Origin of the sequence: Mycobacterium sp. AMU20-3851, assembly GCF_043974665.1 — a bacterium.
Classification (GTDB): domain Bacteria; phylum Actinomycetota; class Actinomycetes; order Mycobacteriales; family Mycobacteriaceae; genus Mycobacterium.
Genome location: NZ_CP146371.1, coordinates 1,346,626 through 1,364,706 on the forward strand (window position 1 = coordinate 1,346,626; position 18,081 = coordinate 1,364,706).

General features: G+C 68.3%; 14 protein-coding genes and 1 pseudogene. 5 read left to right on the forward strand and 10 right to left on the reverse strand.

The features are described 5' to 3' along the window. Window positions 1–4: 4 nt before the first annotated feature. The 4 genes from V4U86_RS06675 to V4U86_RS06690 form a co-directional block, all read right to left on the reverse strand. Window positions 5–853, reverse strand: coding sequence for a hypothetical protein (locus V4U86_RS06675; RefSeq protein WP_395310493.1), 849 nt, complete (start codon window positions 851–853; stop codon window positions 5–7). A 25-nt stretch (window positions 854–878) separates the two neighbouring features. Then, the gene (locus V4U86_RS06680) at window positions 879–2,225 is read right to left on the reverse strand and encodes an FAD-binding oxidoreductase (RefSeq protein ID WP_395311936.1); all 1,347 of its coding nucleotides are present in this window, start codon (window positions 2,223–2,225) and stop codon (window positions 879–881) included. A gap of 20 nt (window positions 2,226–2,245) precedes the next feature. Further along, window positions 2,246–5,680: a TM0106 family RecB-like putative nuclease gene (locus tag V4U86_RS06685; protein ID WP_395310494.1), complete on the reverse strand. Its 3,435-nt coding sequence runs from the start codon at window positions 5,678–5,680 to the stop codon at window positions 2,246–2,248. 112 nt (window positions 5,681–5,792) lie between these two features. Then, on the reverse strand, window positions 5,793–6,392 hold the full coding sequence (locus V4U86_RS06690) for an LppP/LprE family lipoprotein (RefSeq protein ID WP_395311937.1): 600 nt from the start codon (window positions 6,390–6,392) through the stop codon (window positions 5,793–5,795). A 44-nt stretch (window positions 6,393–6,436) separates the two neighbouring features. Here V4U86_RS06690 and V4U86_RS06695 point away from each other — a divergent pair, with 44 nt between their 5' ends. From V4U86_RS06695 to V4U86_RS06710, 4 genes and pseudogenes are all read left to right on the forward strand, one after another. Beyond that, complete coding sequence (locus V4U86_RS06695) at window positions 6,437–8,125, forward strand: DEAD/DEAH box helicase (protein ID WP_395310495.1); 1,689 nt, start codon at window positions 6,437–6,439, stop codon at window positions 8,123–8,125. Beyond that, on the forward strand, window positions 8,122–9,276 hold the full coding sequence (locus tag V4U86_RS06700; protein WP_395310496.1) for an acyltransferase family protein: 1,155 nt from the start codon (window positions 8,122–8,124) through the stop codon (window positions 9,274–9,276). The genes V4U86_RS06695 and V4U86_RS06700 overlap by 4 nt, the downstream gene beginning before the upstream one ends. 52 nt (window positions 9,277–9,328) lie before the next feature. Next, window positions 9,329–10,030: a siderophore-interacting protein gene (locus V4U86_RS06705; RefSeq protein ID WP_395310497.1), complete on the forward strand. Its 702-nt coding sequence runs from the start codon at window positions 9,329–9,331 to the stop codon at window positions 10,028–10,030. 10 nt (window positions 10,031–10,040) lie between these two features. Beyond that, window positions 10,041–10,364, forward strand: a pseudogene (locus tag V4U86_RS06710) (universal stress protein); the annotation flags it as partial. A gap of 17 nt (window positions 10,365–10,381) precedes the next feature. Here V4U86_RS06710 and V4U86_RS06715 read toward each other — a convergent pair. From V4U86_RS06715 to V4U86_RS06740, 6 genes are all read right to left on the reverse strand, one after another. Continuing rightward, the gene (locus V4U86_RS06715) at window positions 10,382–11,347 is read right to left on the reverse strand and encodes a DUF222 domain-containing protein (RefSeq protein WP_395310498.1); all 966 of its coding nucleotides are present in this window, start codon (window positions 11,345–11,347) and stop codon (window positions 10,382–10,384) included. Between the two features lie 12 nt (window positions 11,348–11,359). Then, on the reverse strand, window positions 11,360–11,989 hold the full coding sequence (locus V4U86_RS06720; RefSeq protein ID WP_395310499.1) for a DUF222 domain-containing protein: 630 nt from the start codon (window positions 11,987–11,989) through the stop codon (window positions 11,360–11,362). Between the two features lie 49 nt (window positions 11,990–12,038). Next, window positions 12,039–13,394, reverse strand: coding sequence for an IS256 family transposase (locus tag V4U86_RS06725; RefSeq protein WP_395310500.1), 1,356 nt, complete (start codon window positions 13,392–13,394; stop codon window positions 12,039–12,041). 317 nt (window positions 13,395–13,711) lie between these two features. After that, on the reverse strand, window positions 13,712–14,284 hold the full coding sequence (locus V4U86_RS06730; protein WP_395310501.1) for a TetR/AcrR family transcriptional regulator: 573 nt from the start codon (window positions 14,282–14,284) through the stop codon (window positions 13,712–13,714). Next, the gene (locus tag V4U86_RS06735; protein ID WP_395310502.1) at window positions 14,281–15,507 is read right to left on the reverse strand and encodes a cytochrome P450; all 1,227 of its coding nucleotides are present in this window, start codon (window positions 15,505–15,507) and stop codon (window positions 14,281–14,283) included. Before V4U86_RS06735 ends, V4U86_RS06730 begins: the two co-directional genes overlap by 4 nt. 181 nt (window positions 15,508–15,688) lie before the next feature. Continuing rightward, window positions 15,689–16,924, reverse strand: a complete 1,236-nt coding sequence (locus V4U86_RS06740) for an NAD(P)/FAD-dependent oxidoreductase (RefSeq protein ID WP_395310503.1) — start codon at window positions 16,922–16,924, stop codon at window positions 15,689–15,691. Between the two features lie 134 nt (window positions 16,925–17,058). Between V4U86_RS06740 and V4U86_RS06745 the strand changes: the two genes are divergently transcribed. After that, on the forward strand, window positions 17,059–17,967 hold the full coding sequence (locus tag V4U86_RS06745; protein WP_395310504.1) for a LysR family transcriptional regulator: 909 nt from the start codon (window positions 17,059–17,061) through the stop codon (window positions 17,965–17,967). Window positions 17,968–18,081: the final 114 nt, after the last annotated feature.

Genomic DNA, 18,081 nt, shown 5'->3' on the forward strand with positions numbered 1-18,081 from the left:
GGGCTCAGATCCGGCCGTTGGCGCGCAGCGTCTGCAGCGCCCGCAACGTCACCAGTCCCCGCCACTCGGTGGACTGGGCGGGCGCCCACGCGGACCAGTCGAACAGCCATCCGCCGTCGTCCTGTTGGCCGGCCTCCAGCGCGTCGAGTCCGGTCTCGATCTGCTCGGTGCTGAACAGCGCGCGACTGCGCAGACCGGGCTGCGGGGACAGCGTCAGCGCGGACAGCGCCTCGTCGGGTGTGCCGCCCTGTACCGGCACCGAACCGTCGGCGCGCACCAGCGGCCGCAGCGTCTCGATCACCCGTGCCGCGCGGTCGGCGTCGGCGGCCCGGTCCAGAAATGCCAACGCGAATTTCAGCGTGTATCCACCGAGGTTGTCGACGTCTTCGGTGCGCCGCCAACACCAGTGCGTGGCCGTCCGAAGCCAGGTCGAATCGTCGCCGGCCGCGCCGAGCAGCCCGGCCAGACCGAAGGTGAGGTGGGAACCGCCGACCGGCGCCATCCACGGGGCCATCGGGTATCCGGCGGAGGTGCGCAGCGCGAACGGCACACCCCCGTCGGGGTCGGCCACCGCGGTGACCCAGTCCGACACTGCGGCCAGCGGATGCGACAGCGCGCCGATTTCGTCGAGGATCTCCAGGGCGTGCAGGGTCGAGGTCGTCTCGCTGTTGGGTCCGCGGACGTCGGGCTCCAGCGCATGCCCATAGCCGCCGTCGGGATTGCGGTAGGCGGCAAGGGCTTTCAGGATCGGCTCGACCGGGGCGTCGTCAAGCAGGGCGGCCATGCGGTGCCGGTCCAGCAGTCGCGCGGACAGGTACACGAAGCGACGCGCGGCGGGACCGTCGATAGCCATACCAGCGAGGCTAGGCCGCCGGTGGTCACCGGAACAGCACAGCAGGGTTGAGATATCCCGTCGGATCGAGCGCGGTCTTGACCGTGCGCATCGCCGCGATGTCGGCCTCGGTGCGGGCCATCGACAGATAGTCCCGCTTCCGGCTGCCGACCCCGTGCTCGGAGCTGACGTTGCCGCCGTGCTCGGCGATCAGCGCCATCATCGCCGAGTACAGCGCACGTTCGGCGTCCCCGTCGAGGGTGCACCGCACCAGGTTCAGGTGCAGATTGCCTTCCCCGATGTGACCGAACAGCACCGGGATCGCCTCCGGGGCGTGCCCGGCGACGAGATCCACCGCGGCGGTGGTGAACCCGGGGATGGCGGCCAGCGGCAGCGACACGTCGAACTTCAGCGGCGGACCGTAGGCGCCCAGCACCTCGCCGACGGATTCCCGTACCTGCCACAGCCGCTGGGAGGCGACGGTGTCGATGCCGACCGCGGGTTCGCCGGCCAGCTCGGCGTCCTCCAGCGCCTCGGCGAGGCTCTCGGTGTGGTCGGTGTCCCCGGCGAGTTCGATCAGCAGCATCCAGTCCCCGGTCACCGGGGCCGCGATGCCGAGGTGCTCGGCGGTCAGCAGCGCCGCGCGGGCGTCGATGAGTTCCAGTGCGGCGATCCCGTCGGCGTCCCGGAAGCGGCGGCCCACCCGGATCAACGCGTCCAGATCGGCGAACCCGGCCACCGCGGTGACCCGGTGCGCGGGCACCGGATGCAACCGCAGATCGAGGGCGGTGATCACGCCGAGGGTGCCCTCGGCGCCGACGAACAACGCGGTCAGGTCGTAGCCGGTGTTGTCCCGGCGGACCTCGCTGTGCCGGCGCAGTACCGTGCCGTCCGGCAGCGCGACATCCAGGCCGATGACCTGTTCGCCCATGTTGCCGTAGCGCACGGTGCGCAGACCGCCGGCGTTGGTGGAGGCCATCCCGCCGACCGTCGCCGAATCCCGGGCGGCCAGATCCACCCCGAACAGCAGACTGGCCGCACCCGCGGCGCGCTGCACCGCGGCCAGGGTCGCCCCGGCCCCCACCCGCACCCGGCGCTCGACGGTGTCGACGGCTTCGATGGCGGTGAGCCGCTCGGTCGACAGCAGTACATCCCCGCGCTCGGGCACCGTGCCCGCGACCAGGCTGGTGCGCCCGCCCTGCACCGTCACATACGCCCCGGCGTCCCGGCAGGCCCGCAACACCGCGGCCACCTCCGCCGCCGATCCCGGGCGCACCAACGCCCCGGCGGCGCCGCGGTAGCGCCCGGTGTAGTCGACCGCGCGACCGGTCAGCACATCGGGGTCGGTGCTCAGTTGGCCGGCGCCGACGATCCCGGCGAGTGCCTCGAGCAGCGCGGCGGACAGCGGTTCGGTCACCCCGCCGGTGTATCACACGCGGTGAGGGCGAGGAACGCTCCGAGGTCGATCAGCCCGTCCGGTTGTCCGGGCAGGTAATCGGTCAGCTGCGCCGAACGCACCAGCACCGCCGCGTACTTGGCGCGGCTGATCGCCACATTGAGCCGGTTGCGGTTCAGCAGGAAGCCGATGCCGCGCGGCACGTCGTCGATCGAGGAGGCGGTCATGGACACGAACACCACCGGGGCCTGTCGGCCCTGGAACTTGTCGACGGTGCCGACCTGCACATCGGGCAGGTCCGCCGCGTCGAGTCGCCGCCGCAGCAGCACCACCTGGGCGTTGTACGGGGTCACCACCAGGATGTGGTGCTGGTCGAGCGCGACGGTGTCGTCTTCGTCGGTCCACGGGGTGCCCAGCAGTGCGCGGATCTCGGCGATGATCGCGTCGGCCTCCTCGGGGCTGTCGGTCGAGTTGCCGCTGTGCTCGACGGCCAGTGTCCGCACGCCCGGTGCGACACCGTCCAGATACCTTGCCGCACTGACCTTTTCGAAGGGCAGCAGTCGCCCGTCATAGGACAGCCGGGACACCGGCCGGCACACGTCGGGATGCATCCGGAAGGACACCTCCAGGAAATAGCCGCGGTCCGGGGGCAGGGTGTGGTGACCTTCCACCAGCCAGCCCAGCGCGGACTCGTTCACCGGTTCGGGGTGGGTGCCCTGGCTGACCTGGGGGAGCTGCTGCGGGTCGCCGAGCAGCAGCAGGTTGTGCGCCGCCGAGGCCACCGCGATGGTGTTGGCCAGGTTGAACTGGCCGGCCTCCTCGACCACCAGCAGGTCCAGGCTCTGCCGCGGCACCCGCCCGTCGTTCGCGAAATCCCATGCGGTGCCGCCGATCACGCAGCCGCCGTCGGCGGCGATGAAGTCCGGGTAGTCCTTCTCGGCGACCTGGGTCCAGCGCACCCCGTCGCGGGCCTTCTTCTTGCCGACCCGGGCCGGATCGGCGCCGGCGGCGACCACCCCGTCGAGCAGGTTCTCCACCACGGCGTGGGACTGGGCGACCACCCCGACACGCCAACCGTGCTCGCCGGCCAGCCGGGCGATCACCTTGGCCGAGGTGAACGTCTTCCCGGTGCCGGGCGGCCCGTGCACGGCCAGGTAGGAGTCGTCCAGGTCCAGCAGGGCCGCGGTGATGGCCTCGGCGTTGCCGTCGGGGGTCTGCGGGCGGGGCAGGGCGGCGCCGCTGCGGGTGCGCGGTGCCCGGCGCAACAGCACATCGGTCACCGCGTCGGCGGGCAGCGTGGGCAGGCCGGCGGCGACCGCGGCGGCGGTGGCCTCGATGGATTCCTGCAGCGGGCGGGTGTTGATCGGCGGGCCGGGGACCAGCGCGAACGGCAGCTGGTCGAACACCTCACCGTCCTTGGGCTGGCGCTCGCAGACGATCACCTCGGTGGGTACCTCGGGGTCGTCACATTCCAGTACCGCGACCGAGCCGAAGGCGCGCCGGTCCGGGTCCTCGGATAGTCCGGCCGGGGCGGGTGGGTCGTACAGCGCGTACATGTCGCGGGCCAGTTCACCGTTGGCCAGTTCACCGGTCAGCCGGACATGACGCTGCGGTTTACGGGCGCGTGGCGGCTGATGCCAGTCGGTGACCACCTCGGCGGCCTCGGCGACGAAAACCCCGGAGTTGTCCGACCATTCGTCGACGGGGTTGTTCACCCGGTCGAAGTGACTCCACCAGAACGGTTTGTCCTCGCGTTTGTGGAATCCGCGGGCCGCGGCGACCATCGCGACGGCCTGCTGGGCCGGTGTGCGTTCCTCGACACCGTCGCCGGCGAACTTCATCATCTTGCGGTGTAGATCGTCGGAAACGTCTGCGGCGGTGCCGTTTTCGGCGGGGCGCACCGGTTGGGGGCCGCGCGGCGGGACCGACGATTCGATGGCCCGCGCCACCAGCCAGTCCCGCAACCGGCGGGTGGAACGGCAGTCGTAGTGGTTGTAGTCCTCGATCTGCTTGAGCACCCCCTGCGCCTCCTCGAGCAGGCCCTGCTCCTGCAGCGAGCAGTACTTGGCGTACTGGGTGATGGAGTCGGTGGCGGTGGTGACCTCACCGTCGCGCAACTCGTTGCCCATGTAGAGCGGTTCCAGGTACTTGATGCTGTAACTCTCGGTGCCGACCCGGATGCTCTTGCGCACCAACGGGTACAGGTCGACGAGCACCCCGTTGCGCAGCAGGTCGTCCACCGCGTCCTCACCGACGCCGTAGCGGCCGGCCAGCCGCAGCAAGGTGCTCTTCTCGTACGCCGCGTAGTGGTAGACGTGCATCCGCGGGTAGCGCTTGCGTCGCTTGCGCACCATCTCCAGGAAGTCGATCAGCGCCTGGCGTTCGCTGGCGCGGTCGTGCGCCCAGAACGGGGTGAAGTCGCCGTTGACCTCGAGCACGCCCCACAGGTATTCCAGGCCCCAGTCCCGGCCGTTGACCGTCCACAGCGGGTCGCCCTCGAAATCGAAGAACAGATCGCCTTTGTCGGCGTCGGGCAGCACCATCAGCGGCTGCGGGTCGACCACCTCGAACGGCGGGCGGCCGTCCACCCGGTCGGCGATCTGCAGCCGGGCCTGACCGGTGAGCGCGGCCACCGTGCGCTTGGGCAGTTCCGGGACCGGCCCGGTGTGGGCGGCGAGGTCGTGCACGGTGGTGATACCGGCGTCGATCAGGCGGGCCCGCTGGGTGGTGCGCATCCCGGCGACCAGCAGCAGATCGTCGGTCTCCTTGACCTGCACGCTGCACTCCGGGCAGCGGAAGCAGGCCCGCACCCGCTCGTCGGCCCAGGACACCGGGACACCGCCGGCCAGGTGTGTGTCGAACAGGCGCTGCAGGGCGTCTCGGCGCGGCAGGTAGACCGGCAGCAGCTCGTCGACCCGGTAGCTGGACACCGCCCCGTCCCCGAGCACGAGGTCGACCTCGTCGGCGACCGGAACCCCCGCGGTGGTCAGGGTGTCGGCGTAGGCGGCCAGTTGCAGCAGCGCCTCCACCTTCACCGACCGGGACAGTTTGGTGTCACGCAGCCGGTAGCGCGGCCCGTCCGGGCCGGGCTCCAGGGTGAGGAAGTCGGCGAATCCGGCGAACCGGCCGTCGAACATGGCGGCCTGGTAGATCGCCGGGTCTCCGCGGCGCACTGCCGTCATGGTCTGCTCGGCGGCGGCGGTCAGCCCGGACACCGTGTAGGGCGGCCGGTCGATCACCGTGACGTCGGTGCGGGCCTGGATCTCGTCGAGGTGGCGCTGCTCGTGGTCATGGCCGAGATCGGCGGTGCGGGCCAGCAGGTCATCGTCGCTGCTGACTGCCGGGCCCCAGCCGAGGCGGGCGTCGAAGGACCGCAGCAGCGCGTACTCGCACCGCGCGGCGGCTGCGAGGTCGGATGCGCTGTAGATGACCCGTCCCTCGGCAACAAACACGCACCCAGGCTAGGGGAGAGCACCGACAGCCGGGCGAATCCGGGCGCCGGGGCGGGCCGGTGCGATTTGTGACTGGTCCGTCACACCTGTTCGTCGGTCCGGACCGGCGGGATCAGCCGACGTTGCCGATGAGTTCGACCCCGGCGCCGTTCCACCGGAACCGCACCACACTGTCGAGACCGGGCACCCCGTTGGTGTACTTCAGCCCGACGGTGTCACCGGTGCTGACGGTCTCGTCGATGTCGTTGAAGCCGTAGGTGTCGGGGATGCCGGTGGGGATGAATTTGCCCAGATGGAACATCACCGCGCGGGTGTTGGCGTTCTCGGCGTTGGTGTTGGCCTTGACGATCACCACCGACAGGGGTGCGCACTCGTTGTAGTTGCCCGCCAACGGTTCCGGGTTCCACGGCTGATTGCTGCGCGGGTCCCGGGGCAGCTCGGACACCGCCCGGGCGATCTCCGGGGCGGCCAGGTTCACCGCGCACGGATCGGGGGCCGGGGTGTCGGCCGGCGGGGCGCTGGGGGCGGGTGCGGCGACGGTCTGGCTGCTCGGCGCCGGCGCCTCGGTGGTACGGGCGTCGGGGGTCTTGGAGACGGTCGAATCGCTCGACCCGCAGGCGACCAGCGCCAGGGCCAGCAGGGGAGCGGACGCCAGAACTCGAGCTCGTAACGCGGGGCACCTCACAGAATCGAACCGTACCGGGCCGCCCATTGATTCCGGCACGGCGCCGCGAACACTCTAGACTGCTACCTGAAATGACGTTGCCTGATGAACCCACCCCCACTGCCGAGTTGACCTTCGCGGACCTGCAAATTCACCCGGCGGTGCTGCAAGCCGTCACCGAGGTCGGCTATGAGTCACCCTCGGCGATCCAGGCGAAGACCATTCCGGCCATCCTGGACGGCTCCGATGTGGTGGGCCTGGCCCAGACCGGAACCGGGAAGACCGCGGCCTTCGCGATCCCGATCCTGTCCAAGATCGACACCGCCAGCAAGAACACCCAGGCCCTGGTGCTGGCCCCGACCCGCGAGCTGGCGCTGCAGGTCGCCGAGGCGTTCGGGCGCTATGGGTCGCACCTCAACGTCAACGTGCTGCCGATCTACGGCGGCTCCTCCTACGGTCCGCAGCTGTCCGGGCTGCGGCGCGGCGCGCAAGTCGTCGTCGGCACCCCCGGCCGGGTGATCGATCACCTGGAGAAGGGCAGCCTGGACCTCTCGCACCTGGACTACCTGGTGCTCGACGAGGCCGACGAGATGCTGCAGATGGGCTTCGCGGAAGACGTGGAACGCATCCTCGCCGATACCCCCGAATACAAACAGGTCGCGCTGTTCTCGGCGACCATGCCGCCGGCGATCAAGAAGATCACCGCCAAGTACCTGCACGATCCGGTCGAGGTCATGGTGAAGTCCAAGACCCAGACCGCCGAGAACATCACCCAGCGCTACTACCAGGTGTCCTATCCGCGCAAGATGGATGCGCTGACCCGGCTGCTGGAGGTCGAAGAGGGCGACGCGATGATCGTCTTCGTCCGTACCAAGCAGGCCACCGAGGAGGTCGCCGAGAAGCTGCGCGCCCGTGGGTTCGCGGCCGCGGCGATCAACGGTGACATCGCGCAGGCCCAGCGGGAGCGCACCATCGCTCAGCTCAAGGACGGCACCATCGACATCCTGGTGGCCACCGACGTCGCTGCCCGCGGCCTGGACGTCGAGCGCATCTCGCACGTGGTGAATTTCGACATCCCGCACGACCCGGAGTCCTACGTGCACCGGATCGGGCGGACCGGCAGGGCCGGCCGATCGGGCACCGCGTTGCTGTTCGTGACACCGCGGGAGCGTCACCTGCTGAGCTCGATCGAACGGGTCACCCGGCAGAAGCTCGTCGAGTCACAGCTGCCCTCGGTCGACGACGTGAATGCGCAGCGGGTGGAGAAGTTCCGCGACTCGATCAGCGAGGCGCTCAATGCGCCGGGTGTGGACCTGTTCCGTCGCCTCATCGAGGACTTCGGGCGGGACAATGACGTACCGCTGGCCGATATCGCGGCCGCCTTGGCCGTGCAATCGCGCAACGGCGAGGCGTTCCTGATGACCGAGCCGCCGCCGGAGAAGCGCAAGGAGCGCACCGAACGCGACCGCGGCCCCCGCGAGGATGGTCGCGAGCGCAAGAAGCACAGCACGCGTACCGATCTGGCGACCTACCGGATCGCAGTCGGCAAACGGCACAAGGTCGCTCCCGGCGCGATCGTCGGCGCCATCGCCAACGAGGGCGGGCTCAATCGCAGCGACTTCGGCCACATCGACATCCGGGTCGATCACTCGTTGGTGGAATTGCCTGCCAAACTGCCCGGCAAGGTCTTCAAGGCCTTGGAGAAGACCCGTATCCAGGGCATCCTGATCAACCTGCAGCCGGATCGCGGCGGACAGAAGCCCCGCCGCAAGGACTCGTGACGCTGCAGCGCGACGTCCAGGGTGGCCTGGAGTCCGTCACTGTCACCGACAGGGTCGCCGCGCTCACCGGTGTCCGTGCAGTCGCGGCGCTGCTGGTGGTGCTGACGCATGCCGCGTACACCACCGGCAAGTACCCGCAGGGCTACTACGGGCTGACCCTGTCCCGCGCGGAGATCGGGGTGCCGATCTTCTTCGTGCTGTCCGGGTTCCTGCTGTTCCGACCCTGGGTGAAGGCTTCCGCGGCCGGATTGCCGGCCCCGTCGGTGCGCCGGTACGCCTGGCACCGGGTGCGTCGGATCATGCCCGCCTATGTGGTGACCGTGCTCGCCGCCTACGCGATCTACCACTTCCGGGAGGCCGGGCCGAACCCCGGCCACACCTGGGAAGGGTTGCTGCGCAACCTGTCCCTGACCCAGATCTACGCCGACAACTACGTCTACTCCTTCCTGCACCAGGGCCTCACCCAGATGTGGAGCCTGGCGGTCGAGGCGGCGTTCTACGTGGCGCTGCCCGCACTGGCCTGGCTGCTGCTGGTGCTGCTGTGCCGGCGCCGCTGGCGGCCCGGGCTGATGTATCTGGGCCTGGCCGTGCTGTTCGCGGTCAGCCCGGCCTGGCTGACCCTGGTGCACACCACCGACTTTCTGCCCGACGGTGCCCGGCTGTGGCTACCGACCTACCTGGCCTGGTTCGTCGGCGGGATGCTGCTCGCGGTGATCGAGACGACCGGCGCCCGGGCCTACGGGCTGGTGTGCATCCCGCTGGCGGTGGTCAGCTACTTCATCGCGTCCACCCCGATCGCGGGGGAGCCGACCACCTCGCCGGCGCTGCTCAGCGAGGCCATCGTCAAGACCGTCTTCTACGCCGCGATTGCGACGCTGGTGGTGGCACCGCTGGCGCTGCCCGGGGCGACGAGGGCGGGAGACCGGTCCTGGTACTCGCGGCTGCTGGCCAGCCGGCCGATGGTCTTCCTCGGCGAGATCTCGTACGAGATCTTCCTGATCCACCTGGTCGTCATGGAGTTGGTGATGGTGGAGGTGTTGCGCAAGCCGGTCTACACCGGGTCGATGATCGGCCTGTTCGTCGCGACCATGGTGGCGACGATTCCGCTCGCCTGGGTGTTGCACCGGTTCACCCGGGTCCGCAGTAGGTAGTCCGCCTGCGAGTTATTAGGGTAGCCTTGCCTTCGTAAGGGGAGGTGGGCTGATGGCCACACGCGGTCTGGAAGGCATGCTCGTCAAGCTCTGGCGCGGCGGCGACTACGAACTCACGGTGACCGGCCGGACCGAGATCACCCCGAACTATCTGCGCCTGCACTTCACCGGCCAACGATTGCTCGCCGAGTGCTTGATTCACCCGACGATGTGGATCCGGGGCTGGTTCCCGGACGGTGCACGCGCTCACCAGCGCGGCTACACCCTGGTCAACCCCGATCCCGCCGCGGGCACGGTGGACATCGACTTCGCGATGCACGACGGTGTCGCGACCCGCTGGGCGCGCGCGGCCCGGCCCGGCGACGTCCTCGAAGTCACGGTGCTGGGCAGCGATTTCGCCCTCCCGGCACCGGCCCCCGCCGGCTACATCATCGTCGGTGACGCCGCCTCGCTGCCGGCGATCAACTCGCTGCTCGACGCCATCGGTGACGCCCCGGCGCGGGTGTTCCTGGAGTCCGCACACGACGATGACCGCGAATTGCCCACCGCCCGAGACAATGTCACCTGGGTGGACCGGGCGGACAACGGCGGGGCGCTCATCGATGCGGTGGCCGCGGCGGCGTTCGAGGCCCCGGATCACTTCGGCTGGGTGGCGTGTGACAACCGCACCACCCGCGAGATCGCCCGGGTGCTGCGCGAGGACTACAAGATCCCGCGGCGCTCGATGAAGGCGCGCGCCTATTGGGCGGCCTGAACCAGGGGCCGTGCGGTGCCACGAAGCGCTCAAGCTCAGTGAGGCGGGGCTGGTGATCAACTCGACACCGGGGGAGTCCTACGTCGACTCGCGCTTCGCGGGTGCCGGGGAGGTCCATGACCTGGAGGCGTTGCTGCAGGAGTGTGGGGTCTCCTTCGAGCTGCGGGTCGGCGTGGACGCCGCCTAGGAACTGTTGACGGCCATGGACAGCCCGGCGGCGCAGTTGCTGGCGATCGGCGTCCGGCACCGGAACCCGGTCGGCAAGCTTCTGCTCGGCAGCGACGCGCAGAAGGTGATCCTGGAATGCTCGAAACCCGTTCTGGCGTCGAAGCCTTCGGAGCCTGACTGCCATCAGTTGCCGTCGTCGTGCTCCTCTGGTGGGAGGAGTTCTTCGGGGTGGAAGTGGTGGTTGAGGGTGTCGGCGCCGGTGTCCATGAGTGGGGGTGGGTGCCAGTGGGTGCGGCCGGTTTCGGTGTCGATGTGGGTGGTCCAGCCCAGTTCGGCGATTCGGTTGTCGGGTCCGCAGCCCAGGGCCAGGGTGGGGGCGTCGGTGTGTCCGCCGTTGTTCCAGCTGGGCTGGGCGTGGTGTGCCTGGCAGTGGCAGGCGGCTTGGGTGCAGCCGGGGCGGGTGCAGCCGCGGTCGCGGTTGTAGAGCAGGAGGCGTTGGGCTTTGGTGGCCAGGCGTCGGGTGCGGCCGAGGTAGAGGGGTTCGGCGGTGTGTTTTCGGTAGACCACCAGGTAGTGGTAGGCGTGTTCGGCCAGCCGGATCAGGTCGGGCATGGGCATCAGGGTGCCGGTGCCGGTGACCGCGATCCCGGCGCCGGCCTCCAATTCGGCCAGGGTGGTGGAGACGACCACGGTGACGGGGATGCCGTTGTGTTGGCCGAGGTTTTTGGCCATCAGGGCATCGCGCAGGATGGCTTTGAGGGCGTCGTGGTGGCGTTGGGCGCGGGTGCGGGTATCGCCGGTGGCCAGATCGGCCAGCGCCCCGAACTCGGCGGGGCGGCCGGGATCGGGCTCTTCGTCCGGGCGCGGTGCCGTCGGATCCTGTTCACCGTCGAGGTCGTCGAGGTCGTCGAGGTCGTCGAGGTCACCGACGGCGTCCGTGGGGCAATCCTGTCCTGGCGCACCGCCGTCCGCGTCCGCGACGCCGTCGTCCACGGGCTCACCCTCGGGCGCAGACCCCTCTACTCCGTCGTCCGCTTCGTCCTGGTCGAGCGGGTTGGGGCTGGGGTTGGCCGGGGAGTCGGGATCGTCGGGGTTGTTGACCCCGGGCCGGCCCCAGACTTCTTGTGCGGTGCCCAGGTAGGCGGCCAACTCCGCATCGACCTAGCCGGTGATGCGGACCAGCCCGTCGGCGTCCTGGGCGCCCAGGGTGATCCCGCGCTTGTGCCGGGCCACATCCGGGCCCCCGCCGTCCTGGGTGAGCTTGTAGAGCACCCGGGTGGCGGCCTCCTGCAGGGTTTCGGGGGTGGTGGTTTTGGCCGCGGCGACCAGGCTGGCCTCCAACTCCGCCAACTCGGTACCACTGAGCCGCCCCGAGACCGATTTGAGCATGGCCCGCACCACCGCGATGTGCCCGGTGTGGATGCTGCCTTCGGCCAGCGCGGCCGCGCACGCCGGCAGCACCGGGGCGAGCACGTCACCGTTGAGGGCGTGCCGCGGCCCGAGCAGCTCGGCGGCCCGGACCCGGCGCCCGGCCTCGCTGCGGCTGATCCGCATCCGGGTGGCCAGCACATCGATCCAGGATTTCCCGCCGATCTCATGGGCGGTGGTCCGGTCCATCAGCGCGGCCTGCAACCGGTGATCGATCACCGCCTCAGCACGGGCGCGGCGTTCGCGTTCGGACTGGATGGCCAACAACACCGTGGTGTCGAACACGGTGAAATCGGCGTCCAGCAAGGCCTTGACCGACGCGGTGTGATCGGACAGGGCGTGCTGCACCGCCGAGCGTGTCAAGTTTTCTGTGTAAGTCGCCTGTCTGATACTTCGTATATCGGTTGTTGTTCTACAGATAGCGTTCGATGCGGTCTGGGTAGACCAGGCTGAGTTGTTCGAGTGCCTTTTTCCAGTTGGTGACCACCTGTCCTTCCACGAGCCGCCCGGGCGCGGTTCGGCAGAGTTTCTGGCTACGCTCCTTGGCCCGCTCAGCGGCGCGTTTGTCCTCGATGTTGCAGATCGCCAGCCAGAGCAGTTTCACCACTGAGGCGTCGTTGGGGAACTGGCCGCGGTTCTTGATCACCTTGCGCATCTGGTAATTCAACGACTCGATCGAGTTGGTCGTATAGATTACCCGCCGCAACTCCGGCGGGAACGCCAAGAACGGGATGAACTGTTCCCAGGCTCGTTCGAAAGCCTTTGTCACCGTGGGGTTCTTCTTACCTAGCTCCGAGGCGGTGAACGTCTTGAGCTCAACGCGCGCGGCATCAGCACTGGGCGCGGTATAGACCGGCTTGAGGGCTGCGGCGACGGCCTTTCGGTCGCTGTAGGACACGAACCGCAGCGCGTTGCGGATCAGGTGCACGACACAGGTCTGCACGGCTGCTTGTGACCAGGTGGCCGCGATCGCTTCGGGGAACCCGGTCAGTCCGTCGCAGCACACGATGAGCACGTCCTTGATGCCGCGATTGGCCAGATCCGAGCACACCGACGCCCAGAACGACGCTCCCTCGTTGGGCTGGACCCAGATGCCCAGGACATGCTTGACCCCGTCCATATCGACGCCCACGGCGATGTGAGCGGCCTTGTTACGGGTATGGCCGCCGTCTTTGACCTTCACGATCATCGCGTCGAGATAAATCACCGGATACAGCGGCTCCAACGGCTGGCGCTGCCAGGTGAGCACCTCATCGGAGATCTCATCGACGATCTTGGAGATCGTCTCGTGAGACACCTCGGTGCCGATCGTGGATGCCAAGTGAAATTGGATGTCACGCAATGTCATTCCACCGGCATACAGCGAAATGATCATGTCATCGAGCCCGCCGATACGCCGGGCTCCCTTAGGGACCAGCGTCGGGGTGAACGAGCCGTCACGGTCTCGTGGCACGTCCAAGGGCACCGGGCCGGCCTCGGACTGCACCGTCTTCGGTGAGCTGCCGTTGCGGGCATTGGGAAGGGCCCGTCCGATCGGATCGCCCTTCTCATAGCCCAGGTGATCGGTCAGCTCGGTAGCCAGCCCGCGTTCAAGGGCTAGCTTGATCAGCCCCGGCAACAGCCCGCCTTCGCCGGTCAGCGCGACCTCGCCGGTATCGACCTGAGCCAGCAGATCATCGACTGCACCCGAGGCCCGAAGCGCCTCGGCCATCTCCACCGTGGAACCCGCCTCAACCAGCGATGAATCCACGTCCTTGCCTGTCGTCACGTCCTGCAATCCTTCCCTCAACAGGACTTACACAGACCATCTGACACGCCCGCACCGCCTCCCGACTAGCCACCGCATCCGACTTCATGATTCGAACAATAGTTCGACCCACCGACGGGAACCGGCAGAATGTGACACCAGAGACACACGAGGCCAAAGAAAATCCTGAGACCACAACGCCGCACGAAAGTCGCTACTTGGTGGGCACTCTCAATGCTCCTTCCCGGCTGGTCGTGCGACAACCGGGCCACCCGTGAGATCGCCCGGGTGCTGCGCGAGGACTACAAGATCCCGCCGCGCTCGATGAAGGCGCGCGCCTACTGGGCGGCCTGAACCCGGGGCGCGACGTGCGGCGCCACGAACATCTCCAGCATGAGGCGTTCCTCGGCGTCGTCACGACCGGGGAATTGCAGCAGCGAGATCAGCACCCGCACCAGCCAGCGCGCCCGTAGCTCCAGCTCGGACCCATCGCCCATCGAGGCCAGGAACGCCTGCGCCAGCGTCGCGATGACCTCCGATCGTTCGGCCATCTCACCGCCGATCGGACGTGCAGTGCTGGCGAACCATGATGCCAGGGCAGGGTTTTCGCGGACCTTGTGCAGGGCGGCCAGCGCCCCCTCGACGACGCGGCGACCCGGGTCGTCGACGTCGGCCAATTGGGTGCCGATCTCGGCGAAGAGCCGATGGGTCTCCCGGTGTACGTACGCGGTGTACAGGACGTCACGGTTCTCGAAGTAGCGGTACAGCGTCGCCCGGGAACACCCTGCGGTAGAGGCGATGTCGTTCATCCCGACGGAAGCGGCCTCCCTCCGGGTGAACAGGTCGGCGGCCGCGTCCAGGATGCGTTCGGCGGCGGCCTCGGTGCGCCGCTCGGCCAACCAGTCGCTCATCCCAGGACCGTGAACGGCACCGACAGCGGGCGGCGCACATAGCTGCCGGCGGCCCAGACGATGCCGTCCTCGTCGATCTCGAAATTCGGTATCCGGGTGAGCAATTCCTCCAGGGCCACCCGGGACTGCATCCGGGCTGCCGCGGCGCCCAGGCAGTGATGCGCACCGTGGCTGAAGGTGAGGATGTTGCGCGGCCGGCGGGTGACGTCGAGTTCCGCGGCATCCGGTCCGTACTGGCGCTCGTCGCGGTTGCCGGAACCGTACAGCAGCAGCACCCGGCGGCCCTCCGGGATGACAGCGTCGGCCACCGTGACATCGCGGGTGGCGGTGCGGCACAGTCCCTGTACCGGTGAGGTGAGCCGGAGGAACTCGTCGACCGCGTCCGGGATCAGCCCTGGATCGTCGACCAGCATTCGGCGCTGGTCGGGGTTGCGGTGCAGCAGTTGCACTGTGCCGCCGAGCATTCCGGTGCTGGTGTCGTTGCCGCCGGTCACCATGGTGAAGGTGAACGCCAGTATGGACAGCACTCCGGCGATGTCGCCGTCGGCGCCGACTCCGGCCGCCACCAGATGGCTCACCGTGTCGTCTGCCGGCTCGACGCGGCGGCGTTCGATCAGTGCGGTGAAGTAGGACATCATCCCGCCGAGTGCATCGCCGACGGTCCCCAGCGCACCGCCGATCCCGCCCTCGGCGGTGTTGGCGGCCACGATCGCGTCGGTCCACCCGTCGAACTGGTCGCGATCTTGCTCGGGCACGCCGAGATAGTGCGCCACCACCATGGACGGCAGCGGCTTGAACAACTCCGTCACGATGTCGCCGCCGCCGTTGGCGCGAATCCGTTCGATTCTCTCGACCACGAACTCGCGGACCTTCGGTTCGACGGACTCCACCTGCCGCGGCGTGAAGCCGCGCGACACCAGTTTGCGAAACTCGGTGTGCACCGGGGGATCCTGCATGACCATCGGCGGGTTGTCGGCCAAGCCGATCATCTCCAGCTCGCCGTAGTTGACGGTCAGCCCCTCGGCCGAGGAGAACGTCTGATGGTCGCGGGCGGCCGCCCAGATGTCGGCGTGCCGCGACATCACGTAATAATCGCCGGCCTCGACGTGGTGCACCGGGTCGAGGTCGCGCAGCGCGCGGTACATGGGGAAGGGGTCGGGCCAGGTCTCCGCGCTGCCCAGCTCGAATACCGGCCACGCGGCATGAGACATCTGTGTCGTCATGTCTCATGAATACGACAGTGCGGGCTAGGTGTCAACAGTGGCCCTCGAAATGAAATCAGGGATATCCGAGCTCCGACGGTTCTGTTCCGCTTGGGCCTCAGAAAAACGTTGGCGAAATTTGGTATCCGGCAGAAATTAGGTAGGTCGTCACCGCTACTCGGGCGCGACCGCGCCCGACGAATTACCAAGAGAATCGGGTGAGGGAAAAGCCATCCAATACCGCCTCTTTTCGCGACTTCACGATGAAGTCCGCCATCAGTGCGCCGCACGTCATCGAATAACCAACGCCCAGCATGCCGTGCCCGGTCGAGACGAATCCGTTACGCAGGTCGGGGATCCTGTCCATGATCGGCAGGCCATCCGGTGTCATAGGACGCAGCCCGGCCCACACTTGGGTGGGCGCTGAACCCGGCGGCCACTTCAGGTAGCGACGGGCGGTGGCCGTCATAGCGCCGATCATGCGCCGGTCGATTGTCCGGTCCTCGGTGCCGAACTCCAGGCCGCCGACCACTCTGAATCCGTTCGGCATCGGTGTGACACCGACTTTGGAGGTTGAGAGGTACATCGGGTGGCGGGGAGCCTGTGGCGTTTCGATGAAAAAGCTGTAACCCTTGCCGCCCCGCAATGGGATGGTGACACCCACGGTGCGCAAGAGCGTTCTGGAACCGAGCCCCGCAGTGATCAGAACGGCGTCGGCGGTGAAGGTTCCCCGGGTGGTGCGGACTTCGCGCACGGCCCCGTCGCGAACCACCAGGCTCTCGACCGCGTCGCCGGTGGTTAGGGTGACGCCGCGCGCACGTAGATGATCGGTCAGTGCCGCGGTGAACGCGCCTGGCTCGACGTGTGTTTCGGACGGCAGCAGGAAACCGGCCTGCGCTTGGCCGGACAGGGTGGGCTCGAGCTCGTGCAACTCGTCCGTCGAGAGGATGGTGGCGGGAACGTCGAAACCGTATGCTCTCATCGGCGCCAGAGCCGCCAGCTCGCGACGGGCGGCCTCCGGTGACAGGCACACTCGGAGGTTGCCCGCCCGATGTAGCGCGATGTCGATGCCTGCCCGGTCCAGCTCGTCGAACGCGCCGAGCATGTGCTCCGACAGCGCGGCCAGGCGACTGGTGCCGCGGGCGTGTGCACGTCGCGTGCAGTGCAGTGCGAAGCGCGCCATCCACGGCAACAGTGAGGGAGACCGGTCGGGGCGCAACGACACCGCAGCGCCGGACTGGAAGGTGTCGGTGATCCCCATCCGCGGTACGCCCGGTGCCGGGGTCGGCCCGCTGAGCACGGGACTGATCCAGCCCCCGCTGCCCCATGACGCACCGCGGCCGGGTTGGTCGGCGTCGATGAGATGGACCCCCACCCCGCGCTGATTCAGATGATAGGCCGCCGCCAAACCCATCACGCCCGAGCCGATCACGACCACGGTCGCTGGTTGCTGCGTCATTGTGGTAACCCTCTGCTTGGTGGAGCGGACCGGAGTTCAATCGAACTCCACGCCCAACGATGCGTCAAATACAATGATGGTCTGGTACCCAGACCGATTGGGTATCATTCGCTGTGGACTTCAGGCAGCTTGAATATTTCGTGACCGTGGCGGATGCGCTGAGTTTCACGCGCGCCGCCGAGCAGCTGCACATCTCGCAACCGCCGCTGAGCCGCGCGATCAAATTGCTCGAGAAAGAACTGGGCACATCGCTTTTCATCCGTACATCGCGGAGGGTCAGCCTGACGCCGGCGGGCCGGTTGCTGGCGGATGAAGCCCGTCGAGTTCTCGCGGGCACCCGACAGTTCAGGGCACTGGCGGACTCCGCAGCCCGTGGAACCATCACCCCGCCGGTTCGGATCACCGCGATGCCCACCGCGTTCCTCGAGGTGGTGCCGGATGTGGTGACCCGGCTTCGGAGCGCGCATCCGTCCATCACCGTCGATGTCACGTGCAAAGACATCGCGGCGGTCGAGGCCGACGTGCTGGCCGGCAGGGCCGACGTGGGGTTCACCAGGGGGTTTCGACCGTCATCGGGTCTGCACGCGAAGGCGGTCCGCCGGGAACCGCTGGTGGCGGCGGTGAGTGCGCACGGCCGGTGGGCGCACCAGCGCGAGCTGCGGGTCCGGGACCTGGCGCAGGCCCGGATCTCGCTGGCCGCGCGGGAAATGGCGCCGGAGTATGTCGACTCGGTGATCTCGGTGTGCCGGGACGCCGGGTTCAATCCCGACGTGGCCTTCGAGGGGTCGGACTATCTCGTGCAGCTGGGCATGGCCAGCAGCGACTTTACGGTGGCCATCGTTCCCGGGCCGCTGTCCCGGGTGGCTTTCCCGGGTGTGGTGTACCTGAACATCGTCGACCCTGTTCTGGAGACCACGATCTTCGTCGCGCAGAGTGCGGTCGGCCCGTGCTTGTATTTCGACGAGATCTACGGCTTCGCGTCCCGGTCCGGCCCGGCGGAGGTGGCCGGGACGCCGCTGTGACGTCCGTTCAGGTGCGGGCGGCTGCTCGGTTGCATAGTGTGACGGTGACGACGAGGCCGCAGTGGTGAAACAGTGGCGCCACTATGTCGGCTCGCCGGGCGGTGTGCCTCGCCG